Below are 23,293 nucleotides of genomic sequence, written 5' to 3'. Positions count from 1 at the left end.
GGACATAGCGTCCGGCCTTTTGATTTGGCGATAGTCGGGCATCGTCAGCCCAACATCCGGCCCACCATTTCCGCCATCTCGCGCGAGATGGCTGGGGTTTTCGCAATGCGCTCGATTTGCGCGCGCATCAGCCCTTGGCGCGCCTTGTCATACCGACGCCAGCCATCGAAGGCGGCCGACAGGCGCGAGGCTGTCCAAGGATTCGCCGAATCGAGGCGGATTAGCCAGTCGGCCATCAGGCGGTAGACGCTGCCGTCGGCCTGATGGAAGCCTGCGGGGTTGCTGGTGATGGCCCCAAACACCGCGCGGAATCGGTTCGGGTTTTTCCAGTCAAAGCTTTCCAGCCCGGTCAAATCGGTCAAAACCGCCAACAAGCGGCGCGGCGCGGCCAGCGAGACCTGCAGGCTGAACCATTTGTCGATCACCAGCCGGTCGTCGGCCCAACGCTGCGCAAACGCGGCAAGCTCGGCGCGCCCTTGGCCGACGTCCAACAGGCTGTGCAGGGCGCCTAGCGACAGGGTCATATTGTTGCTGGCCGTAAACTGCATCTCGGCGGTCGCGCCGCCATCGTTGCGCGAGATCAGGTTCAGCACTGCATTCGCCAGCGCCCGCTTGCCGGCCTGCGCCGCATCGGGCGTGTAGGCTTCGTTGATCTGGCACGCGGCGTAGACTTGCGGCAGCAGCGTGACCATATGCTCGGCCAGATGATTTTTCAAAGCCTCGTGCGCATCATGAATCGCGTCGGGTTCGGGGGTGGCGCCCAGATCAAACAGGGTCTGGGCGGTGCTTTCCTCGGACGGCAGATCAAGGACGAAAGCGCGCAGCGCGGGGTCTAGCGTTTCGTCGGCCAGCGTCGCTGCGATGGCATCCAGATAGGCGGGCAGGGGTGCGGCGTGATCGCGCACCATGCTGACCAGCACTTGGCAGGCTAGCGCACGCCCCGAATCCCACCGTACAAAGGAATCGGTGTCATGTGCCATCAGAAACGCCAGTTCCTCGGCCGATTGTTCGCGCTGCAAAATGACAGGCGCCGAGAAGCCCCGCAGAACCGACGCCACTGGCCGGCTGGCCAACCCGCTAAAGGTGAAGGTTTGTTCGGCACCCGTCAGTTCCAGCACCGTCGTCGGCACGACTTCGTCGCCGTTGGGGTTCAGCAGGCCCACTGCGACCGGAATGACCAGCGGTTGTTTGTCCGTCTGACCGGGGGTAGGTGGGGTCGTCTGGCGCAAGGTCAGGGTCAAGGTGCCGTCGGTATAGTCTTCGGTCACGGCGACGCGCGGGGTGCCTGCTTGGCTATACCAACGCTTGAACTGCGTCAGGTCGCGGCCGGTCGCATCGACGAACACCTGTAGCCAATCTTCAATCGTGGCAGCTTGGCCGTCATGACGGGCGAAATACAGATCCAGCGCCTTGGCATAGGCCTCGGGCCCAACCAGCGTGCGCAGCATGCGGATGACCTCGGCCCCTTTTTCATAGATGGTTCCGGTGTAGAAATTGCTGATCTCGACAAAGCTTTCGGGGCGCACGTTATGGGCGAGGGGGCCGTTATCTTCACGGAACTGCCGCGCGCGCAACTTGATGACATCGCGGATGCGCTTGGTCGCGTGGCCGTGCAGATCGCCCGTGAACTGTTGGTCGCGGAAGACTGTCAGCCCCTCTTTCAGCGACAACTGGAACCAATCGCGGCAGGTGATGCGGTTGCCCGTCCAGTTGTGGAAATATTCGTGCGCGATGACGCCTTCGACCCGCTCGTAGTCGAGGTCGGTTGCCGTGTCGGGGCTGGCCAGAACGGCGGCGGTATTAAAAATGTTCAACCCCTTGTTTTCCATCGCACCGGAATTGAAGTCGGACACCGCCACAATGTTGAACACGTCCAGATCGTATTCGCGGCCATAGACGTCTTCGTCCCACTTCATGGCGCGCTGAAGGGCGCCCACGGCAAAGTCGGCTTTTGCGGCGTCTGCGGGGCGCGTCCAGACGGCAAGGTCGACGTGCTTGCCCGACATGGTGTCGAAGCTGCCGCGCTTGGCCACCAGATTACCCGCCACCAATGCGAACAAGTAGCTGGGTTTCGGCCAAGGGTCGTGCCAGACGGCAAAGTCGGCCCCGCGATCGGCGGGGTTGCCGTTCGACAGCAGCACCGGCAGATCGCTTTCGATGCGCACGGTGAAGGGGGCCATCACATCGGGGCGGTCAGGGTAGTATGTGATGCGGCGGAAGCCCTCGGCCTCGCATTGGGTGCAATACATGCCGTCTGACATATAGAGGCCATCAAGCGCGGTATTTTCGATCGGCGCGATCTCGACCTCGGATTCCCAAGTGAAAGGCGCGTCGGGTACATCGCAGCTCAAGCCACCCTCGACCAGCGTCGGGGTGACGGGCGTCCCGTCAATGCTGGCGTTGATCAGCGTCAGCAATTCGCCATGCAAAAAGAAATCGCGGCTGGTCGCGGCCGGGTTCGGGACAAAGCGGATGCGCGCCAGAACGCGGGTGTTTTTGGGGGCAAGGCGAAAGGTGAGGTCGACGTGCTCGACCAGATAGGTCGGGGGGGTGTAATCGGCCAGATAGATCTTCTGGGGCTGCACGACGGACGTCTGGTTCGCTGGCATCAAAGCCTCCCTGCTTTGTCCGGCGGGGGCTGCATGGTGTTGCAGCGGCCACGCCGGTGTCGCGCCAGACCTAGGCGCGAAGGCGCGTTGCAGCAAGTTCTTATCGCGTGAAAACCCAACGGCAACAGCCAATTCTTGCCCCGACGCTGTCTTTGTTCTACCGCTGGGGTAACCGATCGTCGGAGGAGGGCGAAATGCAGGATTATGTTGCGCGTGGCGGTATTAGCGTCGCGCAGGCCTTGGCGCAGTTCATCGAGGACGAGGCCTTGCCGGGTACGGGTGTTGCACCCGAAGTGTTCTGGGGTGGCCTTGCCACGCTGGTCAACGACTTTGGCCCGCGCAATGCCGCGCTGCTGCAGCGCCGCGCCGATCTGCAAAGCCAGATCGATGACTGGCACATCGCCCATCGCGGTCAGGCGTTTGACGTCGCCGCCTATCGCGCTTTTCTGGAGGAGATCGGATATATCGAGCCCGAGGGCCCCGATTTCGCCATTGAAACCCGCGATACCGACCCTGAATTCGCCTCGCTTGCGGGGCCGCAACTGGTGGTGCCTATCACCAATGCACGGTTTGCGCTGAATGCGGTGAATGCGCGCTGGGGCTCGCTTTACGACGCGCTCTACGGCACCGATGCGCTGGGAAGCCTGCCGCCAAAGGGGGAGGTTGACCCCGCCCGTGCTAAAGCCGTCATCGGCTGGGTTCGCACGCATTTGGACAAGGTTGTGCCGCTGGCCACGGGAAGCTGGCAGGGCGCTGGCACTTTGGCCGTCACCGATGGTGCTTTGACTGTCGGGGGCGTCGGGCTGAAAGACCCCCGTCAGTTTGTTGGATCAACTGATTCATCTTTCCTGTTCAAAGTGAACGGGTTGGGTATTGAGATTAAAGTTGATCCTGAAGATGCGAACGCGCAGGGCGATCCGTCGGGTATTGCTGACGTGCGCGTTGAATCCGCGTTGACCACCATCATGGATTGCGAGGATTCCGTCGCGACGGTCGATGCGGCGGATAAGACGCTGGCCTATCGTAACTGGCTGGGGCTAATGCGCGGCGATCTGGTCGAGACGTTCGATAAAGCCGGCCAGACCATCACCCGCCAGATCGCCGCAGATCGCACCTTCACCGCGCCGGACGGCGCCGAATTTACCGTCCGCCAGCGCAGCCTGATGTTGGTGCGCAACGTCGGCCATTTGACCACCAACCCGTTTATCAAAGACGCCGCAGGGCAGGACGCGTTCGAGGGGCTGGTCGATGCAGCGGTGACGGTGCTAATCGCGCTGCATGATTTGCGCCGCCACGGGCCGCGCAATTCCGCCACGGGCACGGTTTATGTGGTGAAGCCCAAGATGCACGGCCCCGCCGAGGTCGCCTTCGCCGCCGAGGTTTTTGCCTTTGTCGAGGATCTGCTGGGCCTGCCGCGTGACACGGTCAAGCTGGGTATCATGGACGAAGAACGCCGCACCTCGGTGAACCTGAAGGAATGTATCCGCGCGGCGAAGTCGCGGGTGGCGTTCATCAATACCGGCTTCCTCGACCGCACGGGTGACGAAATACATACCGCGATGGAAGCGGGGCCGATGCTGCCCAAGGGCGAGATGAAGTCTCAGCCGTGGATCCAGTCGTATGAAGCGCGCAACGTCGACATCGGCCTTGCATGCGGGCTGCGTGGCAAGGCGCAGATCGGCAAGGGGATGTGGGCGATGCCCGACCGGATGGCTGATATGATGGCCCAAAAGGTCGCGCACCCCGAGGCTGGCGCGAATTGCGCGTGGGTGCCATCACCCACTGCCGCCACACTGCACGCTTTGCATTACCACCTGATCGACGTCGCCGCGCGTCAGGCGCAAATCGCCGCGGGCGGGCCGCGCGGCACGCTGGACGCGCTGCTGACGGTGCCGGTCGCCACCGGCCGCAACTTCACCCCCGAGGATGTCGCGCGCGAGCTGGACAATAACGTGCAGGGTATTCTGGGCTATGTGGTGCGCTGGATCGACCAAGGTATTGGCTGTTCCAAGGTGCCCGATATCAACGACGTTGGATTGATGGAGGATCGCGCCACCTGCCGCATTTCCGCGCAGGCGTTGGCGAACTGGTTGCACCATGGCGTTATCACCCCCGCGCAGCTGACCGAGGCATTCCGCAAGATGGCCGCTGTTGTTGATCGCCAGAACGCGGGCGATCCCGCCTATGTGCCGATGGCGCCCGCATATGATGGGCTGGCTTTTCAAGCTGCCTGCGATTTGGTCTTTTTGGGGCGCGAACAGCCATCGGGATACACCGAACCGGTGCTGCACCAGCGGCGACTGCAACGAAAAGCCCAGATGTGACTTGCCGAAGGGCGCGGGGTGGGCAACACTCAATCAATTGCCACAGCCCGCGCCCTTTGCCGCGCGGGCGCCCAGCTGATCGAGTAGAGGTCTATGTCACGCCCGTCGCGCCGCCCCGTCATCGGAATCATCGCCAATAATTACCTGCTGAACGAACGTTTCCCGGTAATGGCTGCGGGCCAGATGGAGGCGACGGCCGTCGCGCAGATTATGAACGCGATGCCGCTGATCGTGCCGCCCAATCCGGCCATGGTCACGCTGAACGACCTGCTAGAGACCTGCGACGGCTTCATTCTGACCGGCGGCCGCCCGAACGTGCACCCCGAAGAATATGGCGAGGAGCCGACCCCCGCCCACGGCGATTTCGACCGGAACCGCGATGCTGTGGTGCTGCCGCTGATCCGCGCCTGCGTGCAGCGTGGGCAGCCGTTCCTGGGGATCTGCCGCGGTTTTCAGGAAGTGAACGTCGCCATGGGCGGCACGCTTTACCCTGAAATCCGCGATCTGCCGGGCCGCATGAACCACCGCATGCCCCCCGAAGGCACCCTGGAGGAACGCTACGCGCTGCGCCACCGCGTGACTTTGTCCAAGGGCGGGCTTTTTGCGCAGATGCTGGGGGCCGAGGAAGTGATGACCAACACTCTGCACGGGCAGGGCATCAAGACCCCCGGCGCGCGCATTCGCGTTGACGGCTTGGCCGATGACGGCACGCCCGAGGCGATCTATGTCGATGGCGCCCCAGGGTTCACCATGTCGGTGCAATGGCACCCAGAATGGCGCGCGACGCAAGATCCTGTTTCGCACGCGCTGTTTTCGTCGTTCGGGGATGCCGTAACGCGCTGGGCCGATACGCAAAAGGCAACGATGGTTCCGGCCTAAGGCCTATTCGTCGCCCGGCGCCGCCCGTCATCGTGCGTTAAAGTGCGGCGCGCGATTTTTTATGCTATAGAGCCATTGTAGATGGGAATGAATTGCGCCATCAATTCTTTCCTGAAGGTGAAACTGTGGCTTTGTGAAATATTCTTGCGAGGGGCAGTCCTTTTGCGGAATAGGTTGCGGTACGCCCGCAGCGCATGTTGTCAGCCACCTGACGTGAACGAAGGGGGAGAAGGCCCGTGAAAATCGGTGCACCGAGAGAGATTTATGAGGGCGAAGCCCGGGTCGCGATGACCCCCGCTTCGGCCAAGGATTTGCAGAAGCTGGGGCATAGCTGCCTGATCGAGACCGGCGCCGGTATTGGCGCGGGCTTCAGCGATGCAGCCTATCAGGCCGCTGGCGTGACCGTGGTTCCCAGCGCCGCCGCGTTGTGGGCCGAGGCCGATGTTGTCGTCAAGGTTCGCCAGCCGACCGCGGCTGAAAACGCCTTGCTGCGCAAGGATCAGACGCTGATCAGCTTCTTTAACCCCGCGGCGAACGCCGAAGGGATGGAGGCCGCGAAGGCTGCCGGCGCAACCGTCATCGCCATGGAAATGGTGCCGCGCATCTCGCGCGCGCAAAAGATGGATGCCTTGTCGTCGATGGCCAACCTTGCGGGCTACCGCGCGGTGATCGAGGCGGCGAACAACTTCCCGCGCTTCCTGACGGGGCAAGTGACCGCTGCGGGTAAAGTGCCGCCGGCTAAGGTTCTGGTCGTCGGTGCGGGCGTTGCGGGTCTGGCCGCGATTGGTGCTGCAACCTCGTTGGGCGCGATTGTCTATGCGTTCGACGTGCGCCCCGAAGTGGCCGAGCAGATTGAATCGATGGGGGCCGAGTTTGTCTTCCTCGACTTCGCCGACAACCAAGACGGTGCCGAGACGGGTGGCTATGCCAAACCGTCGAGCCCCGAATTCGCCGCCAAGCAGTTGGAGAAGTTCCGCGCGCTGGCGCCCGATATGGATATCGTGATCACCACCGCGCTGATCCCGAACCGCCCTGCGCCCAAGCTGTGGACCAAAGACATGGTCGAGGCGATGAAGCCCGGCTCGGTCGTGGTCGATCTGGCCGCCGAGCGTGGCGGCAACTGTGACCTGACCGTGGCCGACCAAAAGGTCGTCTCGGACAACGGCGTCACGATTGTGGGCTACACCGACTTCCCCTCGCGGATGGCTGCGCAATCCTCGACGCTGTATGCGAACAACATTCGCCACATGATCGCCGACCTGACGCCCGCGAAAGATGGCGTGCTGGTGCAGAACATGGAAGACGACGTGATCCGTTCGTCGACCGTGACGAACGACGGCGCGATCACCTTCCCGCCGCCCCCCCTGAAGGTTCAGGCAATTGCAGCGGCCAAGCCCTCCGCCAAGCCGAAAGAGCTGACCCACGAAGAAAAGAAGGCTGCCGAGGCCGCCACGTTCAAAAAACAGACCGTCACGCAGGTCGGCATGCTGGTGATCGGCACACTGCTGCTGCTGCTGGTCGGCTCGGTCGCGCCCGAGAGCTTCATGGCGCACTTCGTCGTGTTCGTGCTGGCGTGTTTCGTGGGCTTCCAAGTGATCTGGAACGTCAGCCACAGCCTGCACACCCCGCTGATGGCCGTGACCAATGCGGTTTCGGGCATCATCATTCTGGGATCGCTGCTGCAGATCGGTGCTGGCGCCGAGGTCTCGGGCGGGTGGCTGATCGTTATTTTGTCGGCGATCTCGATCCTCGTTGCCTCGATCAATATTGTGGGCGGTTTCCTTGTCACACGGCGGATGCTCGCCATGTTCCAAAAGTCGTAAGGAAGGGCAGGGTAAATGTCTTACGCTCTTGTTTCAGCGGCCTATATTGCTTCGGCCATCCTGTTCATCCTCTGCCTTGGCGGTCTGTCGGGGCAAGAAAGCGCGAAGCGTGCGGTCTGGTATGGTATCGCCGGTATGGCTGTGGCCGTGCTGGCAACCCTGATGGGGGATTCGGTCGGTTTCTACTGGCTGGTCGGTCTTGCCATTATCATCGGCGGCGTATTGGGCTGGTGGCTGGCAAAGACGGTCGAGATGACCGCGATGCCGCAGCTGGTTGCCGCGCTGCACAGCTTCGTCGGTCTGGCTGCCGTTTTCATTGGTATCAACACGCATATCGTCCTGTCGGGCGTCGCGCATGTTGACCACAGCACGCTGACCGGTTTTGCCGCGCTGATCGCGCATAAAACGCCGGTCGAGGTGAACATCCTGAAAGTTGAAACCTTCCTTGGCGTGTTTATCGGCGCGGTGACCTTTACGGGGTCGATTATCGCCTTTGGAAAACTGTCGGGCAAAATCACGGGTAAGGCGACCAAGCTGCCGGGCGGCCACTGGCTGAACGCTGGTGCGGCTGTTCTGTCGCTGATTCTGCTGGTCGCGTATCTGAACGGTGCCGGCGCTTGGGCGCTGTTGCTGATGACGGTGCTGGCGCTGTTCATCGGTTACCACCTGATCATGGGCATCGGCGGTGCGGATATGCCCGTCGTTGTGTCCATGTTGAACAGCTATTCGGGCTGGGCTGCATCGGCCATCGGCTTCAGCCTTGGCAACGACCTGCTGATCGTCACTGGTGCGCTGGTGGGCTCGTCGGGTGCCATCCTGTCGTACATCATGTGCAAGGCTATGAACCGGTCGTTCGTCTCGGTTATCTTGGGCGGCTTCGGTGCGGCCAAAGGTCCCGCGATGGAAGTGACGGGCGAGCAAATCGCGATTGATGCCGACGGTGTCGCCAGTGCGCTGAACGATGCCGACAGCATCATCATCGTGCCGGGTTACGGTATGGCGGTGGCGCAGGCCCAACAGTCGGTGTCCGAACTGACGCGCAAGCTGCGCGCAGCCGGCAAAGAAGTGCGCTTCGCCATTCACCCCGTTGCGGGCCGTTTGCCGGGCCACATGAACGTGCTGCTGGCCGAAGCCAAAGTGCCCTATGACATCGTGATGGAGATGGACGAGATCAACGACGACTTCCCCAATACGGATGTTGTGATCGTCATCGGCTCGAACGACATCGTGAACCCTGCGGCGCAGGAAGACCCGAACAGCCCGATCGCCGGCATGCCTGTGCTGGAAGTGTGGAAGGCCAAGCAGGTCTTCGTGTCGAAGCGCGGGCAGGGCACCGGTTACTCGGGTATCGAGAATCCGCTGTTCTACAAAGACAACACCCGCATGTTCTACGGCGACGCCAAAAAGTCGCTGGACGAGCTGCTGCCGAAGATCAACTAAGCCTGTTCTCGGCGTAAAAATCGGCCCCGCGCAACCACTTGGCTGCGCGGGGCTTTTCTTTTCCATCCGGTCAGGCAACCCTATAGGAACATGGGACAATCGGCGTTTTTTTTCGCATTGGGATTTTCTTGAAAATCAGGTCTTGCAATGAATCACATTTTGCCCCAAATGCCCCCTCAAGACGCCAACGCACGCGCCTCTGGCCGCAAGCAGTCACGCAGACCGTGTTTATGCAGCGACGGTAACGTCTCCTTTTGAACTGAATGGCCCCCCGTATCGTCGGGCCCGGTCTTGTGGAGATGCAAATGACTGCTTTTGTTGCTGGCGCTATTGCGCCTGCCCGTTCGGCTGCTGCAAACCGACTGGAAAACTTCTGCGCTTCGGCTGATTTCGACAAGCCGACGCTTGTGCTGGATATCGACCGTGTCGAAGACCAGTACCGCGCGCTGAAAGCCGGCCTTGGCCATGCCGATATCCACTATGCCGTAAAAGCCAACCCGCACCGTGATGTGCTGGAACGCCTTGTGCATCTGGGGTCGCACTTTGATTGCGCCTCGCGTGGCGAGATCGAGATGTGCCTGGCACTGGGCGCGCGCCCCGAAACCATTTCCTACGGCAACACCATCAAGCGTGCCCGCGACATCGCTTTCGCCGCCTCGGTAGGTGTGACGCTGTTTGCTGCGGACGCCGAAGAAGAGCTGGTGAAAATCGCCGAAAACGCACCGGGATCGCAGGTTTACATCCGCCTGATCGTCGAAGCCAGCCAAGCCGATTGGCCGCTGTCGCGCAAGTTCGGCTGCGACGCCGATATGGCGCTGGCGCTGCTGGATCGCGCGGTTGAACTGGGCCTCGAGCCGCTGGGCTTTTCGTTCCACGTCGGCTCGCAAACCCGCCGGGCCGAGTTCTGGATCCCCGCGCTGGACGCGTTTGCAGGCGTGTGGCACGAAGCCGAGGCGCGCGGCCACAACCTGTCGCTGCTGAACATCGGCGGTGGATTTCCCGCCTTCTACGGCGAGGATATCGAAGGCCCGACGCGCTACGCCTCGAACGTCATGTCGCTGGTGACCGAGCGTTTCGGCCATGTCGATCGCGTGATGGCCGAGCCTGGCCGTGGCATGGTTGCCGAAGCTGGTATGATCGTGGCCGAGGTCGTCCTGACCAGCCGCAAGTCCGACCGCGATATGCACCGCTGGGTCTATCTGTCGATTGGCCGCTTCTCGGGGTTGGCCGAAACCGAGGGCGAGGCGATCCGCTACCAGTTCGTCACGCCCCACGATGGCGAGGCTGTCGGCCCCTGCATCGTTGCTGGCCCCAGCTGCGATTCGGCTGACGTGCTGTATGAAAAGCGCCCGATGAACCTGCCGCTAGCGCTGAAGTCGGGTGACAAAGTGCTGATCCGCAACACGGGCGCCTACACATCGACCTATTCTTCGGTGTGTTTCAACGGCTTCCCTCCGCTGGATGTCGTGGCCATCTGATCTTGAATTCAAACGGCGCGGGGATATCTCGCGCCGTTTTTTGTTGTGGCTGGGGCCGTTACGGGTTTAGGCATAGGTCTGCTAAAACCGCCCCGAGGCCACGACATGTCCGACCGCCCTTTTCCTGTCACCGAAGCCGCGCCTATTGTGCATAACACGATGATTCCCGCGTCCGCCGATGTTGTCGTGGTGGGCGGTGGTATCATCGGGCTGATGACGGCGTGGTTTATTGCCGAAGCGGGCCAATCGGTCGTGGTGCTGGAAAAGGGGCGGGTCGCGGGCGAGCAGTCGTCGCGCAACTGGGGCTGGATCCGCAACCAAGGGCGCGATGCGGGCGAAATTCCGATCATGGCGGAATCGCACCGGATCTGGGCCGAGATTGCGCCGCAGCTGGATACCGACATTGGCCTGCGACAAGAGGGGACGCTGTACGTTGCGCGCAGCGGGCGCGCGCTGGGGAGGTACGAGGACTGGCTGCGCCACGCCCGCGCATGGCGGCTGGATAGTCGTATTGTCACCCCCGCCGAGGTGCAGTCGCTGCTGCCCGGCGCTGCCGACTGCGGTGTCGGCGGCCTTTACACCCCAAGCGATATGAAGGCCGAGCCGCACATCGCCGTGCCCGCGCTCGCCCGCGCGGCTGTAGCCCGCGGGGTGCAAATCGTTGAAAACTGCGCTGTGCGCGACTTAGATGTGGCAGGCGGCCGCATCGCGGGCGTTGTGACCGAGCGTGGCCGGATCGCCGCGTCCGAGGTTGCGGTTGCTGGCGGTGCATGGTCGTCGCTGCTGTTGCGGCGCGTTGGGGTGCATATTCCGCAGCTGGCTGTGCGATCGTCAGTTGCGCGCACATCGGCGTTTCAGGCGCCTGCGGGACAGGCCTCGACAGGGCTGTTCGCATTCCGTCGCCGCTTGGACGGCGGTGTGACGCTCGCACCGTCCGACGTTCACGACTTCTACATCGGCCCGGCGGCTTTCCGCAATTTCCGGGCCTATCTGCCGCAACTGCGGCGCGACTTCAAATCGACCAAACTGGTGCCATGGGGCCCCGCGCATTACCCCGACAGCTGGACGCAAAAGCGTAACTGGTCTGCGGACGATGTCAGCCCGTTTGAAGTCACGCGGGTTTTGAACCCCGCGCCGAACATGTCCTATCTGAACGCCGCATTGGATCGCTTGAATGCGATGTTCCCTGCTGCTGCACCGATACGGATCGAACAGGCATGGGCGGGGATGATCGACACGATGCCCGACGTGGTGCCGGTGATTGACCGCGCGGTCAGCCTGCCAGGGCTGACGATTGCGACCGGCATGTGTGGCCACGGGTTTGGCATCGGGCCGGGCGTGGGGCGCGTTACCGCTGATCTGGTGCTGAATAACGCGCCGCGCCACGACCTGTCGCGGTTCTGCCTGTCGCGGTTTTCCGATGGATCGCGCGTGGATTTTGGCAGCGCGCTTTAGGCGTCTAGCAGGCGGCGATAGATCGCGATCAGCTTTTCGGCCTCGGTTTCGATGCGGAAATGATCCAGCACATGGGGGCGGCAGGCAGCCGACCAACGCAGCAGCTTGGCGGGGTCGTCCAGAATCGCCGCGATTTCCGCAGTCATTTCAGGGATGTCGCCGGGGGTGACAAGGCGGCCTGTGACATCGGGTAGGATCAGTTCTTCGAACGCGCCCACGCGCGTGGCGATCACGGGCACGCCGCAGGCCATTGATTCCAGCGGCGTCAGGCCGAACCCTTCCCAGCGCTGCGGGGCGATATACAGATCAAGCGCCTGAAACCAACGCGGCATGTCCAACGGCTGGACTTCGGGTAGGAAGTGGATGCGCCCTTGCAGGCCAGCAGCTGCGACTTTGGCTTGCTGCGCGGCAAGAAAGTCTTGGTGCTGGGCAGTCGTGCCGCCCATGACAATCCCATGCGCGTCGGGGTGCGCGGGCAGGGTGGCGATCATGGCGTCGACGAAAACATCAACACCCTTTTGGGCGCGCACGCGGCCATAGCAGCCGATCAGCCGCCCGTCGACGGGCAGCCCCAGCGCGCGGCGCAGTGCCGCTTTATCCGCAGTCGGGGCGAATGTGTCGGTGTCAATCCCATGGTAGATCACCGTGCTGGGGCGCTGCAGGTACTGCGCGCTGCGTGTCGAGACGGCCACGACCTCGTCCATTTGGCGGATCAGCCAGCGTGTATAGCCACTGTGTTCGCGCTGCGAGGCCGAGGTGAATACAAGCGCCAGCTTCTTGCCCAGCAGGTATTTCAGCGCGAGGCCTGCCAGCATCTCGTTATTGCGGCGGGCGTGCCAGACGCGCCTGCCATGGGGGCCACGGCGCGACATGGTGACGACATCGCCCAGTGGCACATGCGGAACGTCGGCGGGAATGGCGGGGCCGGTGGTTGCAATCGCAATGCTGCGGGCCTGCAGCGGCACCAGCCGCATGATGGTCGATGTCACGCCCGAGACCCGCTTTTTCAGGTTAGGTGCGATCACATCAAGGGTAGCGACGGTTTTTTTCACGCGGCATTCCTCTCGGGCAGAAGGGCGAGCAGGTCGTGCAACACATCTGCGCGCTGTGTCCCCTGGCTGGCGGCGGCGGCAAGGGCGGCAGCGCTGGCCTGCGCGCGGGCGTCGGCATCACCCAGCAGGCGGGACAGATGCGGCGCAATATCACCCTGAACCTGCCAAAGCGCGCCCGCAGCCGTCAAGGCGGCATAGTCGGCGGCTGCGTTTTGCACATAGGGGCCGGATAGCTGTGGCAGTCCGAGGGCCGCACCCTCCCACGGGTTGTGGCCGCCGATCTGGGGGAGCAGCGACCCGGCCAGAAAGCCAACGTCGGCGAGGCGATACCACAGGCCGGTCTCGCCGAAGGTATCGGCCAGATAGACCTGCGTGTCGGAGGTGGGCAATGCGCCGGTACTGCGCTGCGCGATGCGCAGGTCGGCCATCAGCGGCAGAATCTGCGGCGCACGCTCGGGGTGGCGCGGGGCAAGGATCATGAGTAGATCGGGGTCGGTTTGCAGCAAGGTGCGGTGCGCGTCCAGCAGCACCTCGTCCTCGCCCGCGTGGGTCGAGGCAGCGATCCACACCGGCCGCGTGCCGATGGCATCGCGCAGGCTTTGCAGGCGGGCAGGGTCGGCGGGCAGGGGCGCGGCGGCGGCTTTCAGGTTCTGGCCAACGCGCAGTGGTACTGTGGGCGCCAGCGCGTGCAGGGCTTGGCGTGTGTTGTCGTCTTGGCAGTGAATGAACGCGAAGGTGCCAAACAGCTGCGCGGCGGTCTTGGGTAGCCGCGCCCACAGCTTCAGTGACTTTTCCGACAGGCGGGCATTCACCAGTGCGGCCGATATACCGCGCGCACGCAGGGCCTGCAGGGTGTTGGGCCAGATTTCACTTTCCGTCAGCACGCAGAGGCTGGGCTGCCAGTGGTCCAGAAACCGCGTGACGAAGCGAGGGTCGTCCAGTGGGGCGAATTGGTGGATGATGCCCGTCGTCAGCCGCGGCGCGATGACTTCGGCCCCGCCGATGGTGCCGGTGGTCAGCACGCAGGTCAGGTCGGGCGCAGCGTCGCGCAACCCTTTTGCCAGATCGAGCAGCGCCAAGCCTTCACCGACCGACGCGCCGTGAAGCCAAACCGTGCGTCCTGCGGGGCGGGGTATAGTGGTGATGCCCTCGCGTTCTGGCGCGCGGGGGGCAAGGCCTGCGCCGGCCATACGTTCTTGCAGCGCGGGCAGGCGGCGGGCAATTAGGCGTGGGGCGAGCCAGCCGTATAGGCGTAGCGGAATGGTCGGGCCCGACATCAGCCGCCGGTATGGCTCATGTGGCGGCTGATCTGGCCAGCCACGATGCCGCGCGAATAATCGAAATCATGCCCCTTGGGCTTTTGCCCGATGGCGGTGCGGATGGCCCGTTCCAGCGCCAGCGGAGCATCGCTGCGCAGGGCCTCGCGCAGGTCCATGCTGCCCTCTTGGCCAAGGCAAGTGTGAATCGTACCAGTGCAGGTGACCCGCACGCGGTTGCAGCTTTCGCAGAAATTATGGGTCATCGGCTGGATGAAACCGATGCGCTGGCCGGTTTCTGCGACGCGCACATAGCGCGCAGGGCCGCCCGTGTTCAGCGGCAAATCTTCCAGCGTGTATTGTTCTGCCAGTTTGGCGCGCAGGTCGGTCAGCGGCCAGTATTGGTCCAGCCGGTCTTCGTTGCCGATGTCGCCCATCGGCATCACCTCGATAAACGTCAGGTCGAGGTCGCGGCTGTTGCACCATGTGACCAGATTGAACAGCTCGTCATCATTCCCGTGTTTCAGTGCGACGGCGTTGATTTTAACGCGCAGCCCTGCGTTTTGGGCGGCATCAATCCCGCGCAACACTTGGTCAAGGCGGCCCCAACGGGTGATTTCGGCGAACTTCTGCGGGTCCAGCGTATCGAGCGAGACATTCAGTCGCTTCACACCGGCTGCTGCCAAATCGGCCGCGTGTTTTTCCAGCTGGCTGCCGTTCGTGGTTACGCAAATCTCGTCCAGCGCGCCGCTGTCGAGGTGGCGGGACATCGCGCGGAAAAATTGCATGATATCACGGCGCACCAACGGCTCGCCGCCGGTGATGCGCAGCTTGCGGATACCCATGCTGATGAACGCGCTGGACAGCGTGTCCAACTCCTCCAGCGACAGCAGGTCGCGTTTGGGCAAGAATGTCATGTTTTCCGACATGCAATACACGCAGCGAAAATCACACCTGTCGGTGACCGACAGGCGAAGGTAACTGATCTGCCGGGCGAAAGGGTCGATCAGCGGCGTATGGCGCAGGTCCAACGTATCCATGGCCCTTAGCTAATCCTGTGTCTGGCGTGGCGCAAGCGGCATCACGAAATGATGCGCTTCACCTGCTGGATGAAATCTTCGCCGCGGCGTTCGTAACTGTCGTATTGGTCAAAGCTGGCGGTAGCGGGGGCCAGCAGTACGACATCGCCCGATTCCGCGTCGGCATGGGCGTGGGCGACGGCGGCTTCCATCGTCGTGCAGATTTCCACCTCGACACCGGTCAGTTGCAGGGCGAAATGGGGCGCATCGCGGCCAATGACATAAGCCTTTTTGACCGCACCGACATAAGGCAGCAATCCGCCCAGCCCGCCTTCTTTTTCCAACCCGCCGCAGATCCAGCGGATATTCTTGAACGCTTGCAGGGCTTTGGCGGCGCTGTCGACATTGGTGGCTTTGGAATCGTTCACATAGACGACGCCGTCTTTCTCGGCGATGCGCTGGCTGCGATGGGGCAGGCCGGGATAGCTGTGCAGCGCGGCTTCGATTGCTTTGGGGCCTAGGCCAAGGCTGCGGGCGACGGCATAGGCATTGCAGGCGTTCTGGTGGTTATGCGCGCCGGGCAGCCCCTTAACCTCGCGCAGGTCGATCGAGGCCATCTGCCGGCCCTTGCGCCATTCAGTCAGAAAACCCTTGCGCGCGAAAACCGCCCAAGCCGCGCTTTCCAGCTTTTGGCCGGCCGAGGTGAAAATCACGCGGTCATCACCGGGGCCTTCGATCATCTGGTTGGCTAGATAGCGCCCCTCGTTCTCGTCCACGCCAATCACGGCGCGGTCGGGGCCGCCTTCGGCAAACAGGCGGCGCTTGGCGGCAAAGTAGCCGCCCATGCCGCCGTGGCGGTCAAGGTGGTCGGGCGACATGTTGGTCAGCACGGCAATATCAGGGGTCAGCGCTCGCGCCAGATCGGTCTGGTAGGACGACAGTTCCAGCACCACCACCTCGCCATCACGGGCAGGGGGCAGATCTAGCACGCCGCGCCCGATGTTACCCGCCAGCTGGGCGGGACGGCCGCATTCTTCCAGCACGTGATGGATCAGCGCCGACGTGGTCGATTTGCCGTTCGATCCGGTGACAGCGACAACACGCGGGCGGGTGTCGAAATCGTCCCAAGTATGGTCGGCGTATGACCGGAAAAACAAGCCGATGTCGTTATCGACCGGTACGAAAGCCGCCCATGCAGCCGCGATGACGGGGTGGGGCGCGGGGTAAAGATGCGCAATGCCGGGCGATGTCACCAGCAAACGTACGCCATCCCAAGCGTCGGTGCGGGTCAGATCGACGATGTCGAACCCGTCAGCCGCGGCAGCCTCGCGCGCAGGGGCGCCGTCGTCCCAGACGATAACCTCGGCCCCGCCTGCACGCAGCGCATGCGCCGTCGCACGCCCCGATCGTCCCAGCCCCAGAACAGCGACCTTCTGTCCATCATATCCTTTGACCGCAATCATCGCGCGCGACTCCGCATTTGTTGTTGGGGACAGATAGGCGCAGGCGTGCACCGGTTGCAAGCGTCGCGCGTGAAGCTTGATTTGCACGGTTTTTAATCGTCTGATCAGTTTAGGGACAGCCCGTCTGCGGCTGCCCATTGCGGGTTGCATTTGCCCGATTAAGGTTAAGGTATGAACACGCGTCCGACCTTTGATGAAATGTGGGGCACCAGCCGGGAGCTGCGGTCCCCCTATGCAACCTTCCAGCAATGGTTCGAGGGCGAAAGCTTGGCTCGACTGCGCAAGAAGCAGCGCGAAGCCGAGGACGTCTTCCGCCTGACTGGGATCACCTTCAACGTCTATGGTCAGCAAGAGGCTGCCGAGCGCCTGATCCCCTTTGATATTATTCCGCGCATTATCTCGGGGCGCGAATGGACGCGCCTGTCGCGCGGGATCGAACAGCGGGTGCGGGCGATCAACGCCTTTTTGCACGACATTTATCACCGACAGGAGATTGTCCGCGCGGGCCGTATTCCGGCCGAAATGATAGCAAAAAACGCCGCCTTTCTGCCGCAAATGATTGGGGTGAAGCCCGCAGGCGGCGTTTACACGCACATCGTCGGGATCGATTTGGTGCGCACCGGCGAGGACGAGTTTTATGTGCTGGAGGATAACGCGCGCACGCCCTCGGGGGTCAGCTATATGCTGGAAAACCGCGAGACGATGCTGCACATGTTCCCCGAACTTTTCATGAAGCACCGCGTACAGTCGGTGTCGAATTACCCCAAAAACCTGCACCGGTCGCTGGCAGCCAGCGCGCCCGCAGCGTGCAACGGCAACCCCGTTGTCGCGGTGCTGACGCCGGGGATTTTCAATTCGGCTTATTACGAACACAGCTTTCTTGCCGACAAGATGGGCGTCGAACTGGTCGAGGGGCACGACCTGCGCGTCATCGATGGCCGCGTCGCGATGCGCACGACCGAGGGGTATAAGGCGATTGACGTCCTCTATCGCCGCGTGGACGACGAATATCTGGACCCGCTGAACTTCAACCCGGATTCGGCGCTGGGCGTGCCAGGCATCATGGATGTGTATAGGGCTGGGGGCATCACCATCGCCAACGCCCCCGGCACAGGGATTGCCGATGACAAGGCGATCTATTCCTACATGCCCGACATCGTGCAGTTCTACACAGGCGAGAAGCCGATCTTGCAGAACGTGCCCACGTGGCGCTGTTCCGAAGCAGATTCTTTGGCCTATGTGTTGGAGCATTTGCCCGAATTGGTAGTGAAGGAAGTGCACGGATCGGGCGGCTACGGCATGCTGGTCGGCCCGACCGCCAGCAAAAAGGAAATCGCCGCCTTCCGCGACAAGTTGAAAGCCAAGCCTGCAAACTACATCGCGCAGCCGACGCTGAGCCTGTCGACCGTGCCTATCTTTACCAACGCCGGTCTTGCGCCGCGCCACGTCGATTTGCGGCCCTATGTGCTGGTCTCGCCCGAGGGGGTGAAGATCACCCCCGGCGGTCTGACCCGTGTGGCGTTGAAAAAGGGCAGTCTTGTGGTGAATTCCTCGCAGGGGGGCGGCACCAAGGACACGTGGGTGCTGGAGGACTGACATGCTAGGAAAGACAGCCGGCGGCCTATACTGGATGTTCCGCTATCTGGAGCGGTCGGAAAACACGGCCCGCATGATCGCCGCAGGAATGCGTATTGCCTTGACCAGCGCTGAGGGCGACGAGGAATGGTCCTCGATTCTGCAGGCCGCCGCGATGGATTGGGGATATCGCCAAAAATACGGCACCACCGTCACGCGTGCGCAGGCGGTCGACTGGATGCTGCGCGACGGTGAAAACCCGTCCTCGGTCATCAGGGTGATCGAAGGGGCCCGCAATAACGCCCGCCTTGTGCGCACCGCCCTGACCCGCGAGGTCTGGGAGGCCGTGAACCAGACGTGGATGCTGCTGCGCGACATGCTGAAAACGCAGGTCAAAGAAAGCGAACTACCGGCCGTGCTGCAGGTAATCCGCCAGCAGTCGGCCTATGTGCGCGGTGCTGTTTCGGGGACAATGCTGCGCAACGACATCCACAACTTCATCCGCCTCGGCACGTTTATCGAGCGGGCCGATAACACCGCGCGCATTTTGGACGTGAAGTATTTTGTCCTGCTGCCGACCGCGTCTGCCGTGGGCAGCAGCCTTGATAACGTGCAGTGGGACGGCATCTTGCGCACGGTCTCGGGCGAGGGGGGCTACCGCATGACCTATGGCCAAGACCCGCGCCCGCGCGAGATTGCGCAGTTCCTGATATTGGATCGCCGCATGCCGCGATCACTGGCCTATTGCGGCGGCGTGCTGAATGCGAACATGCAGCATTTGGCGCGCGACTATGGCCAGCGCATGCACTGCCACGCCCTGATCGAGGCCCTTTGCGTCACGCACCTCTCGCGCGAGGTGGATGCGATTTTCGAAATAGGGTTGCATGAATATCTGCAAGATTTCATGGGCTTCATGGCCGAAATCAGCGCCCAGATCGAAGTGGATTACCGGTTCTATGAGTGACCCCATGCGCCTGAACATTCGCCACGTGACCACTTATGACTATGACGGGCCGGTGCCCTATGGCCTGCTGCAACTGCGGATGACCCCGCGCGACAGCCAGAACCAGCGCGTGCTATCATGGGACAGCACGGTCGAGGGGGGGCGGTTGCAGTTGCAGTTCGACGATCAGCACGGCAATGGCGTTGCCCTGCTGGCGTTCGACCCGGGTACGACGCAACTGTCGATCATCAGCACCGGCGTCGTCGAAGTGACCGATGCTGCAGGTGTGGTCGGGCCGCATCAAGGGTTTGTGCCGCTTTGGCTGTACCAGCACGCGACGCCGCGCACCGCCATCGGGCCGCGGGTGAGGGCGCTGGTCAGCGGGCTTGGACGGGGGCGCCCGCCGCTGGATGCGTTGCACGCGCTGATGGCCGCCGTAGGCGAAACCGTCGCCTACAAAACCGGCCAGACCGACGCGCGCACCACAGCCGAGGAAGCGCTGGCCATCGGGCAGGGCGTTTGCCAAGATCACGCCCATGTGTTCATCGCCGCCGCGCGCCATATGGGGCACCCCGCGCGCTATGTGTCTGGCTACCTGTCGACCGAGGATGGCAGCGCGACCGAGGCCGCCCATGCCTGGGCCGAGGTCTATCTGCCCGACTTGGGGTGGCTGGGGTTCGACCCCGCAAACGGTATTTGTCCCGATGCCCGCTATGTGCGCGTGGCAACGGGGCTGGACTACGCCGAGGCTGCGCCTGTATCTGGGACGCGGCACGGCCCCGCGCAGGAACATCTTTCTGTAAATGTCGTCGTGCAACAACAATAGGGGCATGACATGACGTATTGCTGCGCGCTGCGGATGGCGGACGGGCTGATCTTTATGGCCGATACCCGCACGAACGCGGGCTTGGACAACATTTCGACCTATCGCAAGCTGTTCACATGGAGCAATGAAAACGCGCACATCACGCTGATGACGGCGGGCAATTTGGCGACCACGCAGGCTGTCATCAGCTTGCTGGAAGAACGCACCAAAGCCCCGGGCGAGCGGTATCCCGCGATTCTGGATTTGCCTTCGATGTTTCAGGTGGCGACGATGGTCGGGCAGACGCTGCGCGATGTTATCGGGAACCACGCCGAGGGCGGGCCACGCGCAGATTCGACGTTCAACGCCTCGATCATCGTGGGGGGGCAGGTGCGCGGGGGCGATCCGCGCCTGTTCATGATCTATCCCGAAGGGAATTTTATCGAAGCGGGGGCCGATACGCCCTTCCTGCAAATCGGCGAGACGAAATACGGCCGCCCTATCTTGGTGCGCGCCTTCGATCCCGAGATGCGCTACGAGGCAGCGGTCAAATTGCTGATGGTCAGCTTCGACTCGACCGTGAAGGCAAATTTGTCGGTGGGATTGCCGTTCGACGCGCTGATCTACCGCCGCGACCGATTCGATGCAGGCCATGCATGGCGCATTGGGCCCGATGATGCCTACTATCAAATGATATCGAATTCTTGGGGCGAGGCGCTACGCGGCGCATTTCAAAGCCTGCCGGATCCTGTTCTTTCGGAATAGCAGCAGGGCAAAAAAAAGGGCACCCGAAGGTGCCCTTTTCTGCTTCGATTAGAAGCGGTAGTTCACGCCCAGCTTGACAGCTTGGGTGTCGAGGTCGCTGACGCCGTTTACATCGTCAAAGTCGTTGACGGTGTATTCAGCAAAGCCCGACCAGTTTGCGGTGAACAGCTTTTCAACGCCCAGACCGTAGCTTGCGCCCTCCAGGTCAACCGAAGTGGTGCCGTTGTCGTAACCGCTCCATGTGTAGCCCAGTGTGGCGTAGGGCAGCCAGGTGTCCAGCGCGTAGCCAGCACGAGCGAAGACCGACTTAGTGTCGTCCAGGCTTACGTCGGTACCTGCGATGGTGCCTTTGACGTCGCTGTAGCCGTATTCTGCGCCGAGGCCCAGAACCCACGAACCGAACTGCCAGTCGTAACCAGCGCGCAGAGCGGCACCGAAGCCGTCGACATCATCGGTCGAACCAGCGTAGTCGCTAGCGAAACCGTAGGTCAGCGCGCCACCGACGTAGCCGCCTTGGAAGGCGCCGACGACGGGTGCAGCAACGATGACTGCAACCGGTGCAGTGACCGGAGCTTCAATCGTCGGGGCAGCCAGGCCACCGGCGTGAGCAACAGTTGCCGAAGCAACAAGGGCGGTAGTAGCAGCAAGAATGCGCTTCATGTTTTTTCTCCTCAGGATGCGCCACCTTGGGTGGTGCGAAAAGAACGATCAGGCCTCACCAATGATCCCTGCCTCGTTGGGCCTTAACTGTGCCTGAATGCGGGTCGTTTCAATGGGTGAAGGTGTAAAGATTTGTTGCTTATTTGCGACTTGCGTTAACATGAGCAGCAAATAGCCGCCGTGCCGTACGGGCATCGGCGGCCATTTGCCATCACACGAAAGTTATCTCCAGCCCAGCGCCGGTGCGACGTGCTTTATGATCGCGTCCAATACATGCGCGTTATATTCAACGCCCAACTGGTTCGGAATCGTCAGCAGCAGCGTATCTGCTTCAGCGATGGCTTCATCCTCGGCCAACTCTTTAATCAATTGGTCGGGCTCGGCCGCGTAGGAACGCCCGAAGATCGAACGCGTTTCGTTAATGAAGCCAATCTGGTCGCGGCTGGCGCCATCGCGGCCGAAGTAGCTGCGATCTTGGTCGTTGGTGATCGCAAAAATGCTGCGGCTGACCGACGTCCGCGGGGTGCCCTCGTGGCCGGCGTCTTTCCATGCGTCACGATACAGGCGGATTTGTTCGGCCTGTTGAACATGGAACGGTTTGCCGTTTTCGTCGTCTTTCAGGGTCGAGCTTTGCAGGTGCATACCCATCTTCGCCGCCCAAACTGCGGTTGCGTTGGAACCGGCACCCCACCAGATGCGCTTGCGCAAAGTGTCCGAGTGCGGCTCGAGCCGCAGCAGGCCCGGCGGGTTGGGGAACATCGGGCGCGGGTTCGGTTGCGCGAATCCTTTGCCCTGCAGCACATCCAGAAAGACCTGCGTATGGCGGCGGGCCATGTCAGCGTCGCTCTCGCCCTCGGCCGGGGCGAAACCGAAGTAGCGCCAGCCGTCAATCACCTGTTCGGGCGATCCACGGCTGAGGCCCAGCTGCAGACGTCCGCCCGCGATCAGGTCGGCAGCGCCCGCATCCTCGGCCATATAGAGCGGGTTTTCGTAGCGCATGTCGATAACGCCGGTGCCCAGTTCGATTCGGCTGGTGCGCGCACCTGCGGCGGCCAGCAGCGGGAAGGGCGAGCCAAGTTGCTTGGCAAAGTGGTGCACGCGGAAATACGCGCCGTCGGCACCGACTTCCTCGGCCGCAACGGCCAGTTCGATTGATTGAGTCAGAACGTCAGCGGCACTGCGGGTTTGCGAATAGGGCGTGTCCGACCAGTGGCCGAAAGACAGGAAACCAATTTTCTTCATAATCCCCTCCGGGGCTGAATGGATTTTCCTAAAGGTCGTGCATCTGGGTGCGTTTTTAAAGATCTGATTGCCCCGCCAATCGCTGCAGTCACGCACAGGGCATGTGCAGGTGTGCGCCCAAGGCCGCGCTGACGATAGGTCATGCGGTTTTTGGGGGGTAAATGCAGGTTTACGTAGCGGATTTGCGCTGTTGCGCGCTTGACGGCTGCGGGGGCTATGCGTAGAAGGCCTACATCCGGTCACAAGCCGGTTAGCAGCGAAGCGCGGTTGTAGCTCAGTCGGTTAGAGTACCGGCCTGTCACGCCGGGGGTCGCGGGTTCGAGCCCCGTCAACCGCGCCACTGCTGACTTTTGTGAAATGGACGATGCGCGGTTGTAGCTCAGTCGGTTAGAGTACCGGCCTGTCACGCCGGGGGTCGCGGGTTCGAGCCCCGTCAACCGCGCCATCCTTTCTTCAGAAAATGTTTTTGAACGCGAAGGCCGCTTTTAGCGGCTCTTTCGTTTTT

17 protein-coding genes and 2 tRNA genes are annotated in these 23,293 nt (G+C 62.3%); 12 read left to right on the top strand and 7 right to left on the bottom strand.

Annotated features, from left to right (window positions below; all coding sequences use genetic code 11):
* Window positions 1–44 precede the first annotated feature (44 nt).
* A complete protein-coding gene (gene pepN / locus BVG79_RS07175) occupies window positions 45–2,609 on the bottom strand; it encodes an aminopeptidase N (protein WP_085786287.1) in 2,565 nt (854 codons plus the stop codon).
* Between the two features lie 194 nt (window positions 2,610–2,803).
* On the opposite strand from pepN, the gene BVG79_RS07170 reads away from it, so the two are divergent.
* The 6 genes from BVG79_RS07170 to BVG79_RS07145 all read left to right on the top strand — a co-directional run bounded on the left by BVG79_RS07170 (window position 2,804) and on the right by BVG79_RS07145 (window position 12,008).
* Window positions 2,804–4,933 (top strand): malate synthase G, encoded by a 2,130-nt coding sequence (locus BVG79_RS07170; RefSeq protein WP_085787304.1) that lies wholly within the window; start codon window positions 2,804–2,806, stop codon window positions 4,931–4,933.
* A gap of 93 nt (window positions 4,934–5,026) precedes the next feature.
* Entirely contained in the window at window positions 5,027–5,812 is a 786-nt protein-coding gene (locus tag BVG79_RS07165; protein WP_085786286.1) for a gamma-glutamyl-gamma-aminobutyrate hydrolase family protein, read from the top strand.
* Window positions 5,813–6,048: 236 nt separating this feature from the next.
* On the top strand, window positions 6,049–7,635 hold the full coding sequence (locus tag BVG79_RS07160) for a Re/Si-specific NAD(P)(+) transhydrogenase subunit alpha (RefSeq protein WP_085786285.1): 1,587 nt from the start codon (window positions 6,049–6,051) through the stop codon (window positions 7,633–7,635).
* Between the two features lie 15 nt (window positions 7,636–7,650).
* Complete coding sequence (locus BVG79_RS07155; RefSeq protein ID WP_085786284.1) at window positions 7,651–9,075, top strand: NAD(P)(+) transhydrogenase (Re/Si-specific) subunit beta; 1,425 nt, start codon at window positions 7,651–7,653, stop codon at window positions 9,073–9,075.
* 305 nt (window positions 9,076–9,380) lie between these two features.
* Window positions 9,381–10,553 (top strand): type III PLP-dependent enzyme, encoded by a 1,173-nt coding sequence (locus BVG79_RS07150; protein WP_085787303.1) that lies wholly within the window; start codon window positions 9,381–9,383, stop codon window positions 10,551–10,553.
* Between the two features lie 105 nt (window positions 10,554–10,658).
* Window positions 10,659–12,008, top strand: coding sequence for an NAD(P)/FAD-dependent oxidoreductase (locus BVG79_RS07145; protein ID WP_085786283.1), 1,350 nt, complete (start codon window positions 10,659–10,661; stop codon window positions 12,006–12,008).
* On the opposite strand, the gene BVG79_RS07140 is transcribed toward BVG79_RS07145, so the two are convergent.
* Genes BVG79_RS07140 through murD form a run of 4 tightly spaced genes read right to left on the bottom strand, consistent with a single transcriptional unit; the run spans window position 12,005 to window position 16,798 of the window.
* Window positions 12,005–13,060: a glycosyltransferase family 4 protein gene (locus tag BVG79_RS07140; protein WP_085786282.1), complete on the bottom strand. Its 1,056-nt coding sequence runs from the start codon at window positions 13,058–13,060 to the stop codon at window positions 12,005–12,007. The genes BVG79_RS07145 and BVG79_RS07140 overlap by 4 nt on opposite strands.
* On the bottom strand, window positions 13,057–14,337 hold the full coding sequence (locus BVG79_RS07135; protein ID WP_085786281.1) for a 3-deoxy-D-manno-octulosonic acid transferase: 1,281 nt from the start codon (window positions 14,335–14,337) through the stop codon (window positions 13,057–13,059). The genes BVG79_RS07140 and BVG79_RS07135 overlap by 4 nt, the downstream gene beginning before the upstream one ends.
* Entirely contained in the window at window positions 14,337–15,356 is a 1,020-nt protein-coding gene (moaA, locus tag BVG79_RS07130) for a GTP 3',8-cyclase MoaA (RefSeq protein ID WP_085786280.1), read from the bottom strand. The genes BVG79_RS07135 and moaA overlap by 1 nt, the downstream gene beginning before the upstream one ends.
* A 41-nt stretch (window positions 15,357–15,397) precedes the next feature.
* Window positions 15,398–16,798 carry a UDP-N-acetylmuramoyl-L-alanine--D-glutamate ligase gene (gene murD, locus BVG79_RS07125; protein WP_085786279.1) on the bottom strand — a complete coding sequence of 467 codons (1,401 nt, stop codon included), beginning with the start codon at window positions 16,796–16,798 and terminating at the stop codon, window positions 15,398–15,400.
* Window positions 16,799–16,969: 171 nt separating this feature from the next.
* Between murD and BVG79_RS07120 the strand changes: the two genes are divergently transcribed.
* From BVG79_RS07120 to BVG79_RS07105, 4 genes are read left to right on the top strand one after another with little or no spacing between them, the layout of a single operon-like run.
* Window positions 16,970–18,394 (top strand): circularly permuted type 2 ATP-grasp protein, encoded by a 1,425-nt coding sequence (locus BVG79_RS07120; RefSeq protein WP_085786278.1) that lies wholly within the window; start codon window positions 16,970–16,972, stop codon window positions 18,392–18,394.
* Between the two features lies 1 nt (window position 18,395).
* On the top strand, window positions 18,396–19,337 hold the full coding sequence (locus BVG79_RS07115; protein WP_085786277.1) for an alpha-E domain-containing protein: 942 nt from the start codon (window positions 18,396–18,398) through the stop codon (window positions 19,335–19,337).
* A gap of 4 nt (window positions 19,338–19,341) precedes the next feature.
* Window positions 19,342–20,142, top strand: coding sequence for a transglutaminase family protein (locus tag BVG79_RS07110; RefSeq protein WP_198167827.1), 801 nt, complete (start codon window positions 19,342–19,344; stop codon window positions 20,140–20,142).
* 9 nt (window positions 20,143–20,151) lie between these two features.
* On the top strand, window positions 20,152–20,886 hold the full coding sequence (locus tag BVG79_RS07105; protein WP_085786275.1) for a proteasome-type protease: 735 nt from the start codon (window positions 20,152–20,154) through the stop codon (window positions 20,884–20,886).
* 48 nt (window positions 20,887–20,934) lie between these two features.
* On the opposite strand, the gene BVG79_RS07100 is transcribed toward BVG79_RS07105, so the two are convergent.
* Both BVG79_RS07100 and BVG79_RS07095 read right to left on the bottom strand, forming a co-directional pair.
* Window positions 20,935–21,546, bottom strand: coding sequence for an outer membrane protein (locus BVG79_RS07100; protein ID WP_085786274.1), 612 nt, complete (start codon window positions 21,544–21,546; stop codon window positions 20,935–20,937).
* A gap of 222 nt (window positions 21,547–21,768) precedes the next feature.
* Window positions 21,769–22,788, bottom strand: coding sequence for an LLM class flavin-dependent oxidoreductase (locus BVG79_RS07095; protein WP_085786273.1), 1,020 nt, complete (start codon window positions 22,786–22,788; stop codon window positions 21,769–21,771).
* A 263-nt stretch (window positions 22,789–23,051) separates the two neighbouring features.
* On the opposite strand from BVG79_RS07095, the gene BVG79_RS07090 reads away from it, so the two are divergent.
* Both BVG79_RS07090 and BVG79_RS07085 read left to right on the top strand, forming a co-directional pair.
* A tRNA-Asp gene (locus BVG79_RS07090) sits at window positions 23,052–23,128 on the top strand.
* A gap of 28 nt (window positions 23,129–23,156) precedes the next feature.
* Window positions 23,157–23,233 (top strand) — tRNA-Asp (locus BVG79_RS07085).
* Window positions 23,234–23,293 lie beyond the last annotated feature (60 nt).

Origin of the sequence: Ketogulonicigenium robustum (genome assembly GCF_002117445.1) — a bacterium.
Classification (GTDB): Bacteria; Pseudomonadota; Alphaproteobacteria; order Rhodobacterales; family Rhodobacteraceae; genus Ketogulonicigenium; species Ketogulonicigenium robustum.
The sequence above is the reverse complement of the archived record's forward strand: the minus strand, read 5'-3'. Positions and strand labels throughout refer to the sequence as shown.

Coding starts and splice junctions, on each gene's coding strand:
- BVG79_RS07120 (WP_085786278.1), top strand. CDS start 16,970: ATGAACACGCGTCCGACCTTTGATGAAATGTGGGGCACCAGCCGGGAG.
- BVG79_RS07110 (WP_198167827.1), top strand. CDS start 19,342: ATGCGCCTGAACATTCGCCACGTGACCACTTATGACTATGACGGGCCG.
- BVG79_RS07135 (WP_085786281.1), bottom strand. CDS start 14,337: ATGTCGGGCCCGACCATTCCGCTACGCCTATACGGCTGGCTCGCCCCA.
- BVG79_RS07155 (WP_085786284.1), top strand. CDS start 7,651: ATGTCTTACGCTCTTGTTTCAGCGGCCTATATTGCTTCGGCCATCCTG.
- BVG79_RS07115 (WP_085786277.1), top strand. CDS start 18,396: ATGCTAGGAAAGACAGCCGGCGGCCTATACTGGATGTTCCGCTATCTG.
- BVG79_RS07105 (WP_085786275.1), top strand. CDS start 20,152: ATGACGTATTGCTGCGCGCTGCGGATGGCGGACGGGCTGATCTTTATG.
- BVG79_RS07095 (WP_085786273.1), bottom strand. CDS start 22,788: ATGAAGAAAATTGGTTTCCTGTCTTTCGGCCACTGGTCGGACACGCCC.
- moaA (WP_085786280.1), bottom strand. CDS start 15,356: ATGGATACGTTGGACCTGCGCCATACGCCGCTGATCGACCCTTTCGCC.
- BVG79_RS07165 (WP_085786286.1), top strand. CDS start 5,027: ATGTCACGCCCGTCGCGCCGCCCCGTCATCGGAATCATCGCCAATAAT.
- murD (WP_085786279.1), bottom strand. CDS start 16,798: ATGATTGCGGTCAAAGGATATGATGGACAGAAGGTCGCTGTTCTGGGG.
- BVG79_RS07150 (WP_085787303.1), top strand. CDS start 9,381: ATGACTGCTTTTGTTGCTGGCGCTATTGCGCCTGCCCGTTCGGCTGCT.
- pepN (WP_085786287.1), bottom strand. CDS start 2,609: ATGCCAGCGAACCAGACGTCCGTCGTGCAGCCCCAGAAGATCTATCTG.
- BVG79_RS07100 (WP_085786274.1), bottom strand. CDS start 21,546: ATGAAGCGCATTCTTGCTGCTACTACCGCCCTTGTTGCTTCGGCAACT.
- BVG79_RS07170 (WP_085787304.1), top strand. CDS start 2,804: ATGCAGGATTATGTTGCGCGTGGCGGTATTAGCGTCGCGCAGGCCTTG.
- BVG79_RS07145 (WP_085786283.1), top strand. CDS start 10,659: ATGTCCGACCGCCCTTTTCCTGTCACCGAAGCCGCGCCTATTGTGCAT.